At 45.4% G+C, this 17,743-nt stretch carries 15 protein-coding genes; 5 read left to right on the top strand and 10 right to left on the bottom strand.

Annotated features, from left to right (window positions below; translation table 11 throughout):
* Position 1 precedes the first annotated feature (1 nt).
* The 10 genes from BQ7400_RS09790 to BQ7400_RS09745 form a co-directional block, all read right to left on the bottom strand.
* Entirely contained in the window at positions 2-454 is a 453-nt protein-coding gene (locus BQ7400_RS09790) for a CtsR family transcriptional regulator (protein ID WP_034440206.1), read from the bottom strand.
* A gap of 137 nt (positions 455-591) precedes the next feature.
* Positions 592-1,191 carry a peptidylprolyl isomerase gene (locus BQ7400_RS09785; protein ID WP_072470396.1) on the bottom strand — a complete coding sequence of 200 codons (600 nt, stop codon included), beginning with the start codon at positions 1,189-1,191 and terminating at the stop codon, positions 592-594.
* A complete protein-coding gene (locus BQ7400_RS09780; RefSeq protein WP_072470394.1) occupies positions 1,188-2,582 on the bottom strand; it encodes an MATE family efflux transporter in 1,395 nt (464 codons plus the stop codon). Before BQ7400_RS09780 ends, BQ7400_RS09785 begins: the two co-directional genes overlap by 4 nt.
* On the bottom strand, positions 2,575-3,336 hold the full coding sequence (gene map, locus BQ7400_RS09775) for a type I methionyl aminopeptidase (protein WP_034440197.1): 762 nt from the start codon (positions 3,334-3,336) through the stop codon (positions 2,575-2,577). Before map ends, BQ7400_RS09780 begins: the two co-directional genes overlap by 8 nt.
* Positions 3,337-4,224, bottom strand: coding sequence for a tetratricopeptide repeat protein (locus BQ7400_RS09770; RefSeq protein ID WP_072470392.1), 888 nt, complete (start codon positions 4,222-4,224; stop codon positions 3,337-3,339).
* A gap of 140 nt (positions 4,225-4,364) precedes the next feature.
* Positions 4,365-6,422, bottom strand: coding sequence for an elongation factor G (fusA, locus tag BQ7400_RS09765; RefSeq protein ID WP_072470390.1), 2,058 nt, complete (start codon positions 6,420-6,422; stop codon positions 4,365-4,367).
* Between the two features lie 167 nt (positions 6,423-6,589).
* Complete coding sequence (locus BQ7400_RS09760; protein ID WP_072470389.1) at positions 6,590-7,198, bottom strand: histidine phosphatase family protein; 609 nt, start codon at positions 7,196-7,198, stop codon at positions 6,590-6,592.
* A 3-nt stretch (positions 7,199-7,201) separates the two neighbouring features.
* The gene (gene ileS / locus BQ7400_RS09755) at positions 7,202-10,300 is read right to left on the bottom strand and encodes an isoleucine--tRNA ligase (protein ID WP_072470388.1); all 3,099 of its coding nucleotides are present in this window, start codon (positions 10,298-10,300) and stop codon (positions 7,202-7,204) included.
* Between the two features lie 199 nt (positions 10,301-10,499).
* On the bottom strand, positions 10,500-10,952 hold the full coding sequence (locus BQ7400_RS09750; RefSeq protein WP_072470386.1) for an RrF2 family transcriptional regulator: 453 nt from the start codon (positions 10,950-10,952) through the stop codon (positions 10,500-10,502).
* A 47-nt stretch (positions 10,953-10,999) separates the two neighbouring features.
* Positions 11,000-12,247, bottom strand: coding sequence for an NAD(P)H-dependent oxidoreductase (locus tag BQ7400_RS09745; protein ID WP_034440187.1), 1,248 nt, complete (start codon positions 12,245-12,247; stop codon positions 11,000-11,002).
* A gap of 980 nt (positions 12,248-13,227) precedes the next feature.
* On the opposite strand from BQ7400_RS09745, the gene BQ7400_RS10500 reads away from it, so the two are divergent.
* The 5 genes from BQ7400_RS10500 to BQ7400_RS09720 all read left to right on the top strand — a co-directional run bounded on the left by BQ7400_RS10500 (position 13,228) and on the right by BQ7400_RS09720 (position 17,727).
* Complete coding sequence (locus tag BQ7400_RS10500; RefSeq protein ID WP_144019934.1) at positions 13,228-14,028, top strand: sensor histidine kinase; 801 nt, start codon at positions 13,228-13,230, stop codon at positions 14,026-14,028.
* On the top strand, positions 14,000-14,602 hold the full coding sequence (locus tag BQ7400_RS09735; protein ID WP_072470382.1) for a response regulator transcription factor: 603 nt from the start codon (positions 14,000-14,002) through the stop codon (positions 14,600-14,602). The genes BQ7400_RS10500 and BQ7400_RS09735 overlap by 29 nt, the downstream gene beginning before the upstream one ends.
* A gap of 108 nt (positions 14,603-14,710) precedes the next feature.
* Positions 14,711-15,349: a hypothetical protein gene (locus BQ7400_RS09730; protein ID WP_072470381.1), complete on the top strand. Its 639-nt coding sequence runs from the start codon at positions 14,711-14,713 to the stop codon at positions 15,347-15,349.
* Positions 15,350-15,415: 66 nt separating this feature from the next.
* Positions 15,416-16,639 carry a hypothetical protein gene (locus tag BQ7400_RS09725; protein WP_072470379.1) on the top strand — a complete coding sequence of 408 codons (1,224 nt, stop codon included), beginning with the start codon at positions 15,416-15,418 and terminating at the stop codon, positions 16,637-16,639.
* Complete coding sequence (locus tag BQ7400_RS09720) at positions 16,636-17,727, top strand: hypothetical protein (RefSeq protein ID WP_072470377.1); 1,092 nt, start codon at positions 16,636-16,638, stop codon at positions 17,725-17,727. The genes BQ7400_RS09725 and BQ7400_RS09720 overlap by 4 nt, the downstream gene beginning before the upstream one ends.
* Positions 17,728-17,743: the final 16 nt, after the last annotated feature.

Raw genomic sequence — 17,743 nt, 5'->3', positions numbered from 1 at the left:
CTTAAACCTCCTTATTGAAAACCGATAGGAGGATATTTTTTAAAATATCTCCCCGGACCTTGTTCTTATCTTGGGCCCCTTGAAGGGAGGCATCGGACAGGGCCAGGTCTAAAATTTGCCTTTCCCTGAGAGAAATATGCCCCTGGTCATAGAGGGACCGCAAGATATTTTTCCCATGGAGGACTGTGATGCCGTCTTCCAGCTCCTTGGCATAGAGGGAAAATTCGTCTGTCATGTCTACTTCCACAATCCGGATGTAGCCTCCGCCACCCCGTCTGGATTCTACAAAGTAGCCCTTGTAGGGGGTAAAGCGGGTGGTTAAAACGTAGTTGATTTGCGAGGGGGCGCAGGAAAAATGCTCTGCCAAAAGGCTACGTTGGATTTCCACAATCCCGTCGCCACTTTCTAAAAGCTTGATAATGTATTCTTCTATTGAATTTGTCAGTTTTGCCATAAAATCATCCTTTGACCATCTTTGTCCTTTAAGATAAAAATCTTTTGTCCTTTTTTTATTTTACCATACTTGCCAATCTCTATCAAGCCTATCCACTATTGGCCCAAAAGTAAAAAGAGACCCTGGCGGGTCCCCTTTCAATCTTCCATATAGGCTTTTTGAATTTTTATTTCCTTTAAAGGACGGTTTTGGGCATCGACAGACGAAGCAGCAATATCATCCACTACCTCCATGCCTTCCAAAACTTGGCCAAAGACGGTGTGTTTGCCGTCTAGCCAGTAGGCGCCACCTAGGTTTTCATAGGCTTCCACCACTGGGTCGGGGTAGCCCCCGTCTGGACCCAGGGCCCTCATTTGCCGGATGATGTGGGGGTCGATGTCTGATCCTTGGACGATGAAAAATTGGCTGCCATTGGTTCTGGGACCGGCATTGGCCATGGACAGGGCTCCTCGAAAGTTTCGGTAGTCGGTGTGGAATTCATCTTCAAAGGGTTTGCCCCAAATGGATTCTCCCCCCATGCCGGTGCCTGTGGGGTCGCCCCCTTGGATCATAAAGCCGTCAATGACCCTATGAAAGAGGATGCCGTCGTAGTAGCCTTCTTGGATGTGGCCTATAAAGTTTTCCACAGCCTTGGGGGCTACTTCTGGGAAGAGGCGGAATTTAATCCGGCCTAGGTCTGTTTCAAATACGGCAATTTTTTCGCCGTGGGTTTTTTGTGCAAGTTGTTTTAAGGTCATAGTTCTCCCTCCTGAGCAATTCTACTGACATACTTGGCCATGTTTTTGGAAAAGTGGTCAGTGCGTTTTTGAAAGTAAAAGTAGGCGGCCACATGGAAGGTCCCCTTGAGGATGCTGGAGACGCTCATGGCGGCCCAAATTCCGTTGACTCCAAAGGCCGGCATCAGGGCCAGGGCCAGGGGAATCCGGAAGAGGTTAAAGACAGTGGCAATAATGGCCGGGTACTTGGTCAAGGCCAGGCCGTTTAAGGCCCCGGCTGTGCCAATTTCCAGGGTCATAAAAATTTGTGAAAAGGACAAAATAATCAGGTATTGGCCCCCATGGTAGGCGGTTTCCAAGTCCTTGGGTAAAAAGAGGCTAAAGAGGTGGTAGCGGCCGAAAAAAAGCATGAGGGTGGAGGCCAGGCCAAAGCAACCCACAATGACCATGCCCGTTAGGTAGCCTTGGTGGAGGCGGTGGAATTTTTTGGCCCCGTAGTTTTGTCCCATAAAGGTGGTCATGGCTTGGGAAAAACCCTCGGCACTCATCCAGGCCAGGCTCTCCAGTTGGGACCCGATGGTGTAGACGGCAATATAGGTTTGGCCGAAGCCTGAAACGTAACTCACCAGGACCATCCCCACAAAGGCGTGGATCAAGGAGTGGATACAGGCCGGAATCCCCAGGCTGAAAATGTCCTTGACATGGTGGAGGTCCAGGGGGGTGGTTTTCTTCATTTGGAAGATAACACCTTTTCTGATGTAGGAAGCGTAGAGGAGTAAGGATGTGGCCAGGACCTGGGCCAAGACAGAGGCAATGGCGGCTCCAGCTACTTCCAGTCGGGGAAAGGGTCCCCAGCCAAAGATCAAGACTGGGTCAAAGACGATGTTAAAAACCAGGGCCAGGATGGAAATCTTAAAGGGGGTCAGGCTATCGCCCCGGGCGTAAAAACTTGCCGTTAAAAAGGGGGTCATAAAGATAAAGACAGTCCCCAGGCTGATGATTTTTAAATAGGTCACGGCATCCTGGTGGGCCTTGGCTGAAAGTTGATAGATAGAAATAATGGGGTCGCTGGCCAAAAAGAGGCCCAGGGCAGCCAGGAGGCTTAGGCCCAGACAAACGGTCAGGCCAGCCTTCATAACCCGTCTTGCCTCTTCTTGGTTTTTGCTGCCAAAGGCCTGGGAAAGACCCACGCTAATCCCCACTGAAGCAATGAGGGCCAGGGCTTGGAGCATCCAAACGTAAAAGTGGGTGGTTCCCACTGAGGACACGGCCTGGGTGCTGAGGCGACCCAGCCACATGGCATCGGTAATGGTATAGGCAATGCCAATTAAGGAAGAAGCCATTAGGGGCAGGGAAAGTTTTAAGAGTCCCCGGCTAATGGATCCCTCCAAGAGATTGACAGACTTACTCATCCTCATCTCCCTGGTCTGTCAGGATGATGGGACCGTCCTTGGTAATGGCCAGGGTATGTTCGTATTGGGCACTTAAAGATCCGTCCAGGGTCCGGGCTGTCCAGCCGTTGTCGTCCATGGTTAGGTCGGCCTTGCCGATATTGATCATGGGTTCAATGGTAAAGACCATGCCTTCTTGGATTCTCAGGCCTCGGCCCTCCTTGCCATAGTGGAGGACTTGGGGGTCTTCGTGCATTTCTTGGCCGATGCCATGGCCTACAAATTCCCGCACCACACTGTAGCCCCGGGATTCGGCATAGCTTTGAACGGCGTGGCCAATGTCCCCTAGTCGGTTGCCGATTTGGGCCTTTTTAATACCCTCATAGAGGCAGGCCTTGGTGACCTTTAGAAGGTCGTCGGCTTCCTTGGAAACTTGACCCACCCGGTAGGACCAGGCGGAATCTGCCAGCCAGTCCCCAATCCGGACCACCATGTCTACGGTGATGATGTCGCCATTTTCCAAGACCCGGTTGCTGGGAAAGCCGTGGCAAATTTCGTCGTTGACGCTGGCGCAGATGCTATAGGGGAAGCCCTCGTAGCCTTTTTGTTCTGGGTAGGCCCCTCTTTGGACCAGGTAGTCCTCCACAAATTGGTCCAATTCGATGGTTTTGACTCCGGGTTTGATTCTCTTTCTTAATTCCTTATGGACGCTGGCTAAGAGGATGCCAGCTTGGTGCATTTTTTCGATTTGTTGGGGTGTCTTTATAATAATCATCTATAGCTCCTTTACAAGTTCTTTTAAGTCTATATCCGTCCCTGCCCAATTCCGGGCATGGGGGTTTATTTTTATGGCTTTTTTTAATTCTTCTAGGGCTCGGGCCGGGTCCTTTAGGTGGACATAGGCACAGGCCAGGTTATAGTGGAGGTTGACGCTGTCCTGGTGGTGGGTCAAACCCCGCTTGAGGATCTTTTCGGCCTCCCGGTCCTCCTGCAAGGCGAAGTAGATGGCCGACATGTTTAGATAGGTATAGGGATGGGAGTATTCCTCCAGGCTTTTTTCATAATAGGCCAGGGCCTGTCGAGGCCGACCCAGGCGGTTTTCCACCACCCCCATATTGTAGAGGGCCCGGGCATAGCTGGGACAGAGGTCCAGGGACTTTAAAAAATAGGTCCGGGCCTTTTGGTAGTCTTTTTGCTCTTCATAGAGACTGCCCAGGTCGTTGTAGCAGACAAAGTCCTCCGGCTCCAGGTCCAGGCAACGGAGGAAGAGGTCCCGGGCCTGGTCATAGTCCTTCAGGTCAAAATAGACATGGGCCAGGTAAAAATAGGCCTTGGTGTAAGAAGGGTCCAGGCGGATGGCCTCTTGATAGTTTTGAATGATTTGGTCCTTGTCCTGGCCCAAACTCTCTCCGCTAATGGCCAGGCCGTAGTAGGCCCCAGGGTGGTTTTCCAGGCTCAAAATCTGGCGAAAAAGGTCCTGGGCCCCAGCCGGGTCCTCTAGTTGCAGGGAAAGGTCCGCCAGTTCAAACAGACTGTCCACCTGCTCCTTCTTGGTCTGGGCAAAATGTAAGGATTTTTCAAAGGCTCTTTGGGCCTTTTTTAATTGGTTTTTTTCTAAAAAGTCATTGGCTAAAATGAGATAGTTGGCATATTTGGGATTCACAAGGTCACCTCTTCCTCTATTCTAACACAGGGCTTTTCCCCCGACAATGTTGGAAGGGCTTCCTTTTTATTTTTCTTAGGCTGGACATAAAAAGCCGGGGCTGTAGGCCAGTCCCGGCATGGTTTTTCTCTATTGTCGGCTTATTCCGCCTTATGGTCTGCAATAATTTTTTCTGCAATGTCCTTGGGTACTTCTTCGTAACGGGCATATTCCATGGTGAAGGATCCCCGACCTTGGGTCATGGCCCTGAGGTCTATGGCGTATTCATACATTTCTGCTTGGGGGGCTTCGGCGATGAGAACTTGGGTTCCGTCAGCTTTTTGGTCCATACCTAGGATCCGGCCGCGGCGCTTGTTCATGTCTCCCATAACATCTCCCAGGTATTCATCTGGAATGGAGACTTCGGCCTTCATGATGGGTTCTAGAAGGATGGGTTTGGCTTCTTCAATCCCCTTGCGGTAGGCCAGGGCTGCAGCCAATTTAAAGGACATTTCGTTGGAGTCTACATCGTGGTAGGATCCATCGTAGAGGGTGGCCTTGACTCCGGTCATGGGGAAGCCTGCCAGGACTCCATGTTCCATGGCTTCTTCCAGGCCTTTTTCTACGGCTGGGAAGTAGTTTTTAGGAACGGCTCCACCAAAGACTTCTTCAGCAAAGATAAAGTGTTCATCACAGGGTTCAAAGCGGATCCAAACGTCTCCGTATTGGCCGGCGCCACCGGATTGTTTCTTGTGCTTTCCTTGGACTTCGGTCTTGCCCTTGATGGTTTCCCGATAGGGAATGATAAAGGGAACCTTCTTGGTGGCAACGCCAAAGGTGTTCTTTAATTTTTCCAAGATGACATCCAATTGGACGCTTCCTTGACCTCCAATGGTTAATTGTTTGGTTTCAGGGTTGCGTTCAATAACAAAGGAGGGGTCTTCTTCTTGGAGGCGGTGGAGGGAGGTGGAAATTTTTTCTTCGTCTCCCTTGGATTCAGGTTCGATGGCATAGTAGATAACTGGAGATGGTTGTTTCATCATCTTGTAAAGGACAGGGTGGGCCTTGTCACAAAGGGTGTGGCCTGTTAGGGTGTGGGCTAGTTTGGTGGTGGCTCCAATGTCCCCGGCGTAAATTTCATCTACGGCCATTTGTTCCTTGCCCCGCATAATATAGAGGCCGCCCATTTTTTCTGGGCTTTCTTCATTGGCATTGTAGAGGGCTGTGTCCTTGGTGATCTTACCGGACAGGACCTTGAAGATGGAAATTTTTCCAACAAAGGGGTCGGTAATGGTTTTAAAGACGACAGCAGAATAGGGTTGGTCTGGAGAAACTTGGCGTTCTTCCCCAGATTCATAACGGAAGCCGATATGGGCTTGGTCGTGGTTGGGGGCTGGCATGTAGTTGATGATGGTATTTAGAAGGATGTCAATCCCGATGCCTTTTTCAGCAGAACCCACCAATAGAGGAACGGCATCTCCGGCTACCAGGGCTTCTGTAACTCCCCGTAAGAGGTCTTCCCGGGTGAATTTTTCTCCGGAAAAGTATTTTTCCATTAAAACTTCATCGGCTCCAGCTACCACTTCGGCGATTTCTTCATACATCCGTTCTGTGGCCTTGACTTGGTCGTGGTTTAAGGGAGCATCTTCAGGAGCACCCTTGGTGTACTTGTAGCCTTTTTGGAAGATAACGTCTGTTACACCTACAAAGTCTTCGCCTTCTCCTATGGGAACGGAAAAGGGAATGACCTTTTTACCGAATTTATCTTCTAGCTCTTCCATAAGGGCTCTGAAGTTGACATTTTCTCCGTCAATTTTATTGACAAAAATAATCCGGGGCAGGCCTATTTTTTCTGTGTACTTCCACATTCTTTCGCTACCTACTTGGACTCCGGCTGTGGCATCAATAATCATCAGGACGGCTTCACTGGCCCTTAGAGCTCCTTGGGCTTCTCCAATAAAGTCGATGGTCCCTGGAGTATCAATAATGTTGAGTTTCTTATTCCGCCATTCAACGGGAATAATACTGGTGCCAATGGACGATCCTCTTTCTCTTTCTTCTTTTGAAAAGTCGGACATTGTATTTTTTTCATCCACATGGCCAATCTTTTGAATGGCTCCGGATTGGAAAAGCATGGCTTCGGTTAAGTTGGTCTTCCCACTGCCGCTATGGCCTACTAGGGCTAAGTTGCGTACATTTTCTGTTGTATAAACCTTCAAAATTGATTCCTCCTTACATATGATAACGTTTTTATGTCCTCATTATACCATAGCCGGCGGACCTTGTAAATTCATTAGGAGGAATTCTCAAAAAGCCTTAAGGGAGGTTGTTCTACTTCCTGGCCAGGCCTTTGGGGACAAAAAAAGAAGCATAGGATCCTATGCTTCTAATAAGTTACATCATTCACTGGGCCGGCCCTGTAAATTACTTGGTAGGCCCCGTCCTTTTCTTCTACAAGGGAAAGTTCTGTTCCCAGAACCAGGGGCTTTTTCCAAAAATCTTCTACAGGAATCCCCTCCATGACATTTAAAAGGGCGTTGATAGTGACTCCATGGCTAACCACCAGGACATTTTTATGGTCCTGGGCCTTGAGGCGGTTTAAAAAACCCCTGGCCCTGTCCATAAGGTCATAGTAGTTTTCCTCTCCGGGAGGATGGTAATTTTGAGGCTCCTTTAAATAGCGGTGGAGGTCTTGAGGGTGGGTTTTTTTCACTTGGTCGAAAACTCGCCCCTCCCAAATCTTAACGGATAATTCTCTCAGGTCCGGATCTTGGACCAGGGCCAGGTCCCGGTCTCCCCTTAAAATTTGGGCCGTAGTCAGGGCCCGACCTTGGGGAGAGGTGTAGATGGCATCCAGGTCCAGGTCTTTTATTTTTTCCTTAAGGGCATGGGCTGCCCGGATTCCCTCCTGGGTCAGGGGGGAATCCAGGGCTCCCTGCATCCTACTTTCGGTATTCCACTGGGTCTGTCCGTGGCGGACGATATAGATCTTCAAATTTTATGCCTTTGTGATTTGGATATAGGCGTCCTTGCCATTTAGGGAGATGGCTTCTCCATCTACCTTTCCTTGGGTTAGACTGTCGGCCAGGACTTCTTTTTGGACAAAGTCCTTGTAGTGGTCAATGGCCTTTAGGATGTCGGGGTCTCCGTCATAGGTCAGGTGGATATGGTCAGCCACATCCAGGTCTTTTGCCTTACGCAGTTGTTGGACCTTGGAGACAAATTCCCGCATGTCCCCTTCCAAGATCAGGTCTGGACTTAATTCTGTGTCCAAGATGACAAAGAGGTTGTTTTCCATGCTGACATCAAAGCCTTCCTTGGAGTGGATCCGGACCAGGATGTCATCTTTTTCAATGGAGTAGTCTTGGCCCTCCAGGGTCACACTTACAGGCCCTTGGTCTAATTGGTCCACCAGGTCCTTGGCCTTGGCTTCTGCCAGGTAGTTTTGGAAGGCCCGGATATTTTTCCCAAGCTTGGGTCCGGCTACCGGGAAGTTGGGTTTTAATTCATAGTTCATGAATTGGCTCAAGTCGTCTTCATAGCGTACTTCCTTGACATTTAATTCTTCTTGGATCAGGTCGGTTAAGTCGCCAATGATGGCCTTGTATTTTCCGTCTACTAAGACTTCGGACAGGGGTTGACGGACCTTGATACCGGCATTTTCCCGGCTGGCCCGGCCCAGGGTTACCAGGTTGCGAACCAGGTCCATTTGTTCTTCTAAGTCATTTCTATAATAGCTGGGGTCTGCCTTGGGATAGTGGTCCAGGTGGACAGATTCCTTGCCAGTGAGTTCTTGGTAGAGTTCTTCTGTCAGGAAGGGGATAAAGGGAGCACAGAGTTTTACCACGCCTAAAAGCACAGCATAGGTGGTGGCAAAAACGGCCTTTAGGTCCCCATCTGCATCGGACTTCCAGAAACGACGACGGTTTCTCCGGATATACCAGTTGGAGAAGTCTTCCACAACAAAGTCTTGGATCATCCGGACCACCTTGGTGAGTTCAAATTTTTCCATGTTTTCTACAACTTCAGCTACCAGGTGGTTGTATTTAGATAAAAGCCAAAGGTCGATTTCTGTCAGGTCCTTTCCTTCCAGGCCTAAGTCTTCCATTTGGATGCCAGAAGTATTGGCATAGAGGCTGAAGAAGTGGTAGATATTTTTCAGGCCCCGGAAGAACTTGGATTCTGTATCTCTCAGGCCGTCTTCATCAAACTTGGTGGGAGACCATGGGGGAGATACATACATCAAATACCAACGGACCACATCGGCCCCGTATTGGTCAAAGAGCTTGAAGGGGTCCACGGTGTTGCCCCGGCTCTTACTCATCTTCTTGCCGTCCTTGTCCAGGATCAGGTCGTTGACCAGGACATTTTTATAGGGGCTTTCTCCAGTGATATAGGTGGAGATGGCCAAAAGAGAGTAGAACCAGCCCCGGGTTTGGTCAATTCCTTCATTGATAAAGTCTGCTGGGAACTTCTTTTCGAAGAAGTCTTCCTTGTGCTCAAAGGGGTAGTGCCATTGGGCAAAGGGCATGGCTCCTGAATCGAACCAAACATCCACAACGTCACTTTCCCGGGTCATGCGGCCGCCACACTTACATTTTAGATGGACGTCATCTACATAGGGGCGGTGGAGTTCGATGGAGGGGTCAATATCTTCAATGGCTCGGTCTGCCAATTCTTGACGGGATCCTACAGAAGTGGTTTCTCCACATTCTTCACACCGCCAGATGGGCAATGGGGTTCCCCAATACCGGGACCGGGAAATGGCCCAGTCATTTAGGTTTTCCAACCAGTTGCCAAAGCGTTTTTCTCCTACAAAGTCTGGATACCAGTTGACTTTTTTATTGTTTTCTACTAGCTTGTCCTTGAATTTGGTTACTTCCACATACCAGGAGGGGTGGGCGTAGTAGATCAAGGGAGTATGGCAGCGCCAGCAGTGGGGGTAGTTGTGCTTCATCTTTTGGGACTTGAACATGAGGCCGTGGTCTTTTAAATAGTGGAGCACATCCGGGTCAGCATCAATGACAAAGGTCCCCTTCCAGGGGGTGTCGGTGAACTTGCCTTCCTCGTCTACAGGCTTGATCATGGGCAGGTTGTAGCGACGACCAGTTTGGTAGTCATCTTCCCCAAAGGCTGGAGCAGAGTGGACAATCCCAGTCCCATCTTCAATGGTTACATAGTCGGCTACTGTAATGAAAAAGGCCTTTTTGTCGGGTTTGATAAAGGGAAGCAATTGGTCGTATTCCCAATATTCCATGTCTTGGCCCTTGAATTCTTCTAAAATTTCTACTTGAGCATCTCCAAAGACATTGGAGATGAGGTTTTTGGCCAGGTAGTAGACTGTATCATCCACCTTGACCTTGGCATAGATCACTTCCGGATTGACTGTTAGTGCCACGTTGGAGGGCAGGGTCCAGGGAGTTGTGGTCCAGGCCAAAAAGTAGGCATCTTCATCGGATTTTTTGAATTTTACCGTTACGGTTTTGGTGGAAATTTCTTCATAGCCTTGGGCCACTTCGTGGGAGGCCAGGCCGGTTCCACAGCGGGGGCAGTAGGGCAGGATCTTGTGGCCTTCGTAGACTAAGCCGTCTTCATACATCTTGTTTAGAATCCACCAAACTGTTTCAATATAGTCGTTGTCCAGGGTGATATAGGGGTCGTCCAGGTCAATGAGGTAGCCCATTTCCTTGGTCATTTGCCGCCAAAGGGACTCGTATTCAAAGACGGACTCCCGGCATTTTTTGTTAAAGGCTTCTACGCCGTATTTTTCAATATCTTTTTTGTCGTGGAGACCCAGCTTCTTTTCCACTTCAATTTCCACTGGCAGACCGTGGGTGTCCCAGCCGGCCTTTCTCCGGACTTGGAAGCCCTGCATGGTCTTGTAGCGGCAGGTCAGATCCTTGAGGGTCCGGGCCATGACGTGGTGGATCCCCGGGCGACCATTGGCCGTTGGGGGACCTTCATAAAAGACAAAGGGCTCACAGCCCTCCCGACTATCTACAGACCGATCTAAAAGGTCAATTTTATCCCAATAATCGGCAACTTCCTTCTCTCTTTCAACAACCGGTTTTTTACTTAAGGGTGCAAATTTTTCCATGTCTCCTCCTTTTTACTATAAAAAAAATCCCCAAGCTTACGCTCAGGGACGAAATATCCGCGGTACCACCCTACTACAGTTTCCTGCACTCTAGGTCCTATAACAGGGGACAACTGTTGGCTCATTTCCTAGCCAAAACTCAGAGCTGATCCCATAGACATCTTAATATCGGGCTTCCACCTAGTCCCAACTCTCTAGATTAAGATTCGTCTACAGCCGTCTCTTCAGGGTTTTTTGTTCTTAAAAAATCTGAAATTTTTTGCTGTTTAAATGATTCTACCACATCTCCCTGGATTTCTTCAAGCTTGATGTGGAAGGGGCAATTGCAAATTTGATGGCCCTTTTCCCGTCTGGAACAAAAAGAATTTTCTGCCATGAGGCAACGGTTGATTTCAATGGGCCCGTCTACTGCCAGGATAATATCATATAGGGTTACATCGTCCCTATCCTTGGCCAGGTAGTAGCCTCCATTGGCCCCCCTCTTGGAGCCTGTAATTCCTGCCAGGTTTAACTTGCGAAGAATTCGCAGGGTAAAGCGGTCGGGAATGCATTCTTGGTCTGCAATTATAGGGGCCCCTACAACTTGCCCTTGTCTTTCAGCAAGATGGGCTACAATCCGAAAGGCATAATCAATTTCTAGTGTGATTCTCATAGTCACCCTCTCATTCTAATGTATTTTTTTCCCTTTGTCAAAGGCAATTACATTTCTTGGTAGATCCGGTAAAGCAAGGTATCCTCCAGGTCTACTTGGTCAAAGGTCAGGGGCTGGTCTTTATAGACCTTGTCCTTGAGATAGGCCTTGTCTGTTAAAAGACCTATGGGGACCAAGTTTTCCCTCTTGGCCCGGCTGGCTGAAGTTAAAAGTCCATAAACCTGGTTGGACCCAATGCCTCCCAGGCTTTGGCCGGGGTCTAAGTCCCTTTTGGCCATGGCCACAGTTTGGGCCACAAGGTCTGTAGACAGGACACTTTCCTCCTGTCTTAAAACGGCCTTGGCAATGGAGATGGGGGTTTCAATACTGGTTAGGTGGTAGGGCCTGAAAATAGTATAGTAGGGCCCCTTGCCCATCTTTAAAAATTGGAGTTCCTTGTCCATCATGGCGTCTTGGCCCTTGACTAGGGCAAAAACCCCTGGAGCCATGCCATGGACAAAGTCCACAACGCCCGTTTTTTTGATTTTTTTGTCCGGTCCAAAGAAGTCCACCAGACTTTCCGGGTCAGCCTTGAGGCCGTGACAGCCGTCTATATCGGGTAAAAAGCCCGTGGCATTGCAAACGCAGTTGAGTTCAATCATGGTGTTGGTCCCATCTACAAAGGACGTCAACATCCGGGGGGACAGGCCCTTTTTCAAGGCCTCTTCCCGGACTTCCTCCTGGGTCACATGGCGGTTAAGGGGGTTATTTTTCCCCTTACCCAGGGCAATAACTTCCAGGCCCACAAAGTTGCAAAACTCGTAAAGCTCTTGGATGGACCCCGGCTCATCGCCATAGGTCCCGGTGTAGACCAGCTTATTTTCCCGGGCCAACTCTCTTAAATAGGGGCCAATTAAGACATCCATTTCCACATTTAAAGACACCAGGTGGATGCCCTTTTTCAGGGCAGCCAGGCTGATTTCAGCCCCAGCTACGGTATTACCCGTTGCATCTACCAGGCAATCCAGGTCCAGGTCAGTTAGGAGTTGGTTGTCTGTGGTGGCAATGAGGTAGCCATGGGCTATGTATTTTTTTGCTTCTTCTAAATCATGACATACTTTGACTTCCGCTTGGTCGATTCCCGCTTCCTGGCAAGCCCTTTGGATGGATTCAATCCTGCGACTTGCAATGGCTACAGGGATGAAGTGGTCAAGCTTGTTTAGTTGGGCCAAAAGATGGCTTCCCATTAGGCCGCATCCCACGATGCCCACCCTGATCTTGCCATAGGCTTTTAGCTCTTTATATAGTTCTTTCATCCAAGCCTCCTTATTTCCCTATTATAACATAGAAAAGGTATAGTATAAATTATTTTTTAGATTTCATCTTTCTTTTTCATAGAATGTTTGGCCTTTTTAGGGGACTTTTTAAAAAATTCTTTCTATAAAATTTAGACAAAAGTTAGCTGCATTTTTCTTTTTAATCCAGTATGATAAGAATAAAGAAAAAGCAAAATGTGGAGGAAGTCATGAAACAAATTTTATCTTATAAAAAACCAATTTTACTTTGGGCTCATATTATCACCCAATTTTCCCTATATTGGTTTTACTTAATCTTTATCAAAAAGGGAGCCAATAATCCCCATATCTTAATTCTATCCAGCCTTTTTTCCCTCACAATTTTTATTTCTTTTTTCATTCTTTTAGAAGAGCGGAAGAAAACCTATATTTACAGGGTTTGCACAACCCTCCTATGGATTCCTCTTTATTTTATCTTAGAAGACACCCTCGTCTCTTATGTCCTAAACAACCTTCTGCTTCTTCGGTATTTTTTTATCTTTCAACTTATTTTTTCCTATATGGATATTATTTTAGAAGGCCAATATCATTTTAACTTCTTTCGCCTTGGAACTGTTCTCTTCTTCCTAATAATTTTTCTTTTATCAAACTTCTCCTCTCTTGATGTCAATTTTTTGTTTCTATGGATTTACTTTCTCCTTTGCTTATTTCCCCTCCTCTTTTTTCTCATCAAAAGAAAAGATATTGACGATCGGGGGCTTTATAGTTATCAACTTATGATTTTAACTTCTAGCTTCTTAGCCCTCTATTTATTAGGAAGTTTTTATTTCTCCTCTTTTTGGAATTATTTAAATAATTTTGAGGAATTCTATATGATGAGCGTTTTGGCAGGAATTTTAATTTATTTGTTGGTAAAATCTTACCACTTATCCTTCAAAGACTTCTCTTCTCCCTTAAAAAAATGGATTCAAGTCTGCTTTCTTCTTTTTTTAATTCTTTTTATGGTTAATGGCTTTCCAAGTAATTTTTTCCAACTCTTCTTCCTGGCTTTTTACTTAAGTGCATTTTTTGTCATGATTTCTTCTTATTTCAATTACCAAGACCTCAGCCATCAAGATATTGATAGTCTATTAGACAAGAGCAAAGAAAACCTCTTACTAGATAAGTATGCCCAACTCTATGCCGAAAAAAATACTCGTTTTCTCCATGATATGATTCTGCAAGATAACATCCTCTTGCAAAAATTAGTCCAAAGAGCTCAGCCTTTTGAAGAAAAAGAACAAATTCTAGCAATTCTCTCTAGCAATATCAAAAAAATTCGCCAAGAGTTAAATGCTTATGACCCTATCTTAAATCCCAGGGAAAGTTTAAATAACACTTATTACCAGCTCATTAAGGACTTGGAAGACAAGTATCAAAACCAGGGCATTTTAATCGACTTCACTTGCCCTGATGATTTCCTCCTTCCTGGTCCCTATGACCGATTTATCTACAAGGTTCTTTATGAGCTCGTCAGCAATCTCTTTAAACATGGCAAGGGTTCCTACACAGAAATCAACCTAGCGAATAAAGAAGAGCAAATTTTTTTATCAATGGTGAACTATGGGGATTATTTGGACAAAAATTCCGGCCCAAACACTAGCACAGGTTTAAAGTTATTGACCTTTGAGACCAAACGATTGGGAGGTCACTTTAAAATGAAGGAAGGTAAAAACCAAGAAGAAGGCTACCTGGCTTTTTATCTAGACCTCCCCATAAAAAAGGAGCGAATCCATGAAGATTATGTTAATCGAAGATCATAAAATGTTGGCCCAATATTTAAAGACAGATCTAGAATCCAGCGGAGAAATCCAAGTGGATATCCTAGAAAATAGACAAGATCTCGAAGCAAAATTAAAAGAAGAAGCCTATGATTTATTTCTCGTTGATATTAACTTAGATGGCTTAGCTAAGGGAGAAAATGGCCTAAAGTTAAGTGAAACTTTAATCCGAGAATATGAAAGCAAGGTTTTAATTTTAACCGGTTATAATTTAGACTACTACCAAGAAAAGGCGAAAGAAATTGGTTGTTCCGGCTTTATTTCTAAGGAAGAATCTGCCCAAAGTCTTTTGAATAAAATTCGAAGTGTTTGCTTGGAAAATAAAACCTACTTCCCTCCTAAAAATCATCTTCCAGAAAAATTAACAGAGACAGAACTAAAAATTCTCCGCCTCTATGCTTCAGGAAAACCTCGGAAAGAAGTTGCTAAAGAGTCTTTTATGTCCACCTCCTCCTTGGCTGTTCTTTTAAACCGTATCTACAGCAAGTTAGAGGTTAAAAATTACCAGGAGATGGTTCAAAAAGCCAGAGAAATTGGCTATATTGACCCCTTTTAAGAAGAAGTGTCTAAGACCTTCTTCTTTTTTTCGGAAGATTTCGGACAAAAGTTAACTGTTTTTGATGAGTTTCTCCCCTATAATCAGAGAAAAAGGAGATGTATTCTAATGAAAAGTAAAAAAATAATCCTAGGCCTTCTCGTGGTCCTAATTATTCTAGCTTCTGCCCTCTATCTGAAAAAAGAATCCACCTATTCCCTGGTTCAAGACCAAGCAAAAACCGAAAATCCTCAAGGACAAAAATCGGAAAATCCTGACGGCCGAAGTCTTGAAGACATTGCTGCAGATAAAAAAATTGCCAAACAAAGGGCAAAGAATAGAAAGGATTGGTTAGAAGAAGGTTGGGCCGGATCTGTTAAAAGAGGTGGAGACATTGTTTTAGGGCCTATAGACTCTCAAAGGACTGAAGGCTTGTTTGCAGATTTAGATCAAGCGACTGAAAATTATATTGAATCAAAACCAGATGTTTATCCTCCAAGAGAGGACGGTCACGAGAACGACCACAATGCAGATTTGGTCTTTATGCAAACTGTAGACTATCGAGTAGTTGACTTAATTGGCTCCATTCCTTTAGACAAACGAAAGGGCCCAATCCAAGGTCTTAAAAACGAAGACCTCTTTGCCTATGAAGCCAGACGGTTGGATGGCAAGTATGATGAGCTCATCCTGGCCAAACCCCAGGGACAAAAAGAATGGAGAGTAGTCTTTGCCGGGTCTTACTATGACTTAAAAAAGGCCCTTCAATAAAAGCTTGGAAAAAAGGGAAACAATGACGACTACATTAAGACAAGTATACTCAGGAGCTGAAAATCAATGTTTGTTGTAACAAAACTCGAATGTAAAAAAATATTTACTAAGAATAATCTTCTCATTGCCTGCCTATTTCTTTTAATTTGCTTGGCCAAGATGCTTCCCTATGGTCAATCTCTAGACATGGTCTTAGACGAAGAAAATTTTGGATCTGGCCTTTCCTATTGGGCTTTACTGAAAAAAGAAGGAGTCAAATACGATGGCTTTTTAACTAAAAGTCAAATGAAAAAAGTTCGGTCTCTCTATAGGCAAAGTAAAGAAAAAGACTTTGTTGAAGGCGCACGATCTGAAGAAAAAGACCTTGGCTTAAAGTTGATTTACCCCTTTCAATGGCTCGCGGAAAGTTTGAATTTTCCCTCTAGTAATGGAATTCAAGACTTCTCCATCCAGATGAGCGACCAAGAGATTGAAGGTTTTTACCAAGACCGTTTAAAGGCCGTAAAAGCTTGGATCCATAGATCGGACCATCCCTATAGCCAAGCCCAAGTTCAAAGTATCTTGCACCAGGCGCGTCAGGTGAAACGTCCTTTCTACTATGCTTATAATGAAGGCTGGCGGTATATGCGAGACTTTCTCCACATGACTTTTTATCTGTTTTTAATCTATTTAGTCCTGGCCCTCTCTGCTCTAACTTCATCTGATGATGAGCAGGGATTTACTGAAATGGACTTACACACAAAAAAAGGTCGTTTTGGTCTTTACTTGGCCAAGCTAAGAGCAGGAGAAATTTTTGCCAGTTTAGCCTATCTCGCTTACCTAGGCTTTTTACTGGTTTATCACTGGATGATTTACTCCCTCCACGGAGCTAATGCCTCGATAGAATTTTATTCCAGCCCAGCTATTTTTAACCTCACCACCTGCCAGGGCTTTTTCCTAGAGGCCCTATCCGGGTATTTTGCTAGCCTGGTCATGGTCAATATTATTCTTTTTGTCTCCATGTTTTTCCACAAGACAAGGGTATCTCTTGTTCTTTTGACCCTCATTTTAATTTGGCTGAATAAGTGGGCGGCCTCTCCCCAGCCCTGGGCCAATACCCTCGCCTTCTTTACGCCGCAAAATTTTGTCCGCTACAACTTTTCTCTTTCCAAACTTTTGGTCCTTAAAGGCCACGTCTTTCCCTATACTTTGACAGCTTTTTTCTTATCTTTGGCCTACATTTCTATCAGTCGAATCTTCGCCATGCCTTTCATGAATCACTACTACTTAAAAGGAGGGAAGGGAAAATGAAGTATTTATTAACAGTCAACCGAAGAAGGATTCTTCCCTTCTCCTATCTTTTGACCCTCTGTCTATTTTTATTGGTTTCTTCCATTTATTTCATTAAGGATGAACAAAATCAATACTTACAAGGGAGCTTCCATGTGGAAATTTCAGATGGGACAGAATACCGCTATCTCATGAATCAAAAATGGTACGACAATGAAGAAGTAAATCGATTAATAAGTAAATACAAACTCCCCCAAGAACATTTGGCAAAAGAGAAGGTTGATATTAAAGACTTTTTATTTGTTGAAAATCTAAATGATGCCCTCCTCCAAGGAGAAAAGCCTTCAACACAAGGTTTCTTTGACTACCGAATGGACTTAATCAAAAAGACCTACCAGGATAATACCATAAAAGATTTGGACAAAATCCTCATTGGCTATTGTGAAGGCTGGAAGGTTCTTCTTCGAAATTTTGATAAGATTTTCTACGCAGTCCTTCTGGCCTTGGTCTTTCTTCTCCTTCCCATTATGAAGGAGGATGACCGGCTTAAAACTAAGGACCTGGTGGAAGCCACTCTTTATGGGAAGAAAAAGCTCTTTGAAGCTCGCATCGTGAATAGTCTAGAAATTGGTCTTTTCACCTATCTCGGTGGAGTTTTCCTCTTTTCCCTCCTGGTCTTTTTTATTTATGGAAGGGATGGCCAGGACCTCTTCATTCAAAATTCTAAAGAGTTTTTTCTCTTTCCCATTCAGGTCACCTATCTCCAATATTTTATCTATAAACTTTGTAACGGTCTTTTACTAACTCTTTGCTTTGTTCTCCTCTTCCTTCTTTTGGGAGAATTAGTAGAAGACACCAAGCTTTCCTTCTCCCTTGTCCTAGCCTATGTCTCTATCCATTTTTTACTCCAATCCCTATGGACTTCCCCGTCTTCCAGGAAGTTTCTTCTTTTATCTCCCCTCTCTCTAATCAACATCGAAAACTTTAATTCTAGTTTATCCTATCACAGTTTACAATCCTATTACCTAGATTCTCTAATCTTTCCTCTCCTCTTCTCTATTATCTTATGGATTGGTCTATCTCTTAGAAAAAAGAAAACTTTCAGCTAGCAATAAGGAGATTTTA

Source organism: Urinicoccus massiliensis, assembly GCF_900120405.1.
GTDB classification, from domain to species: Bacteria; Bacillota; Clostridia; order Tissierellales; family Peptoniphilaceae; genus Urinicoccus; species Urinicoccus massiliensis.
This window is presented reverse-complemented; position numbering and strand designations above follow the sequence as displayed.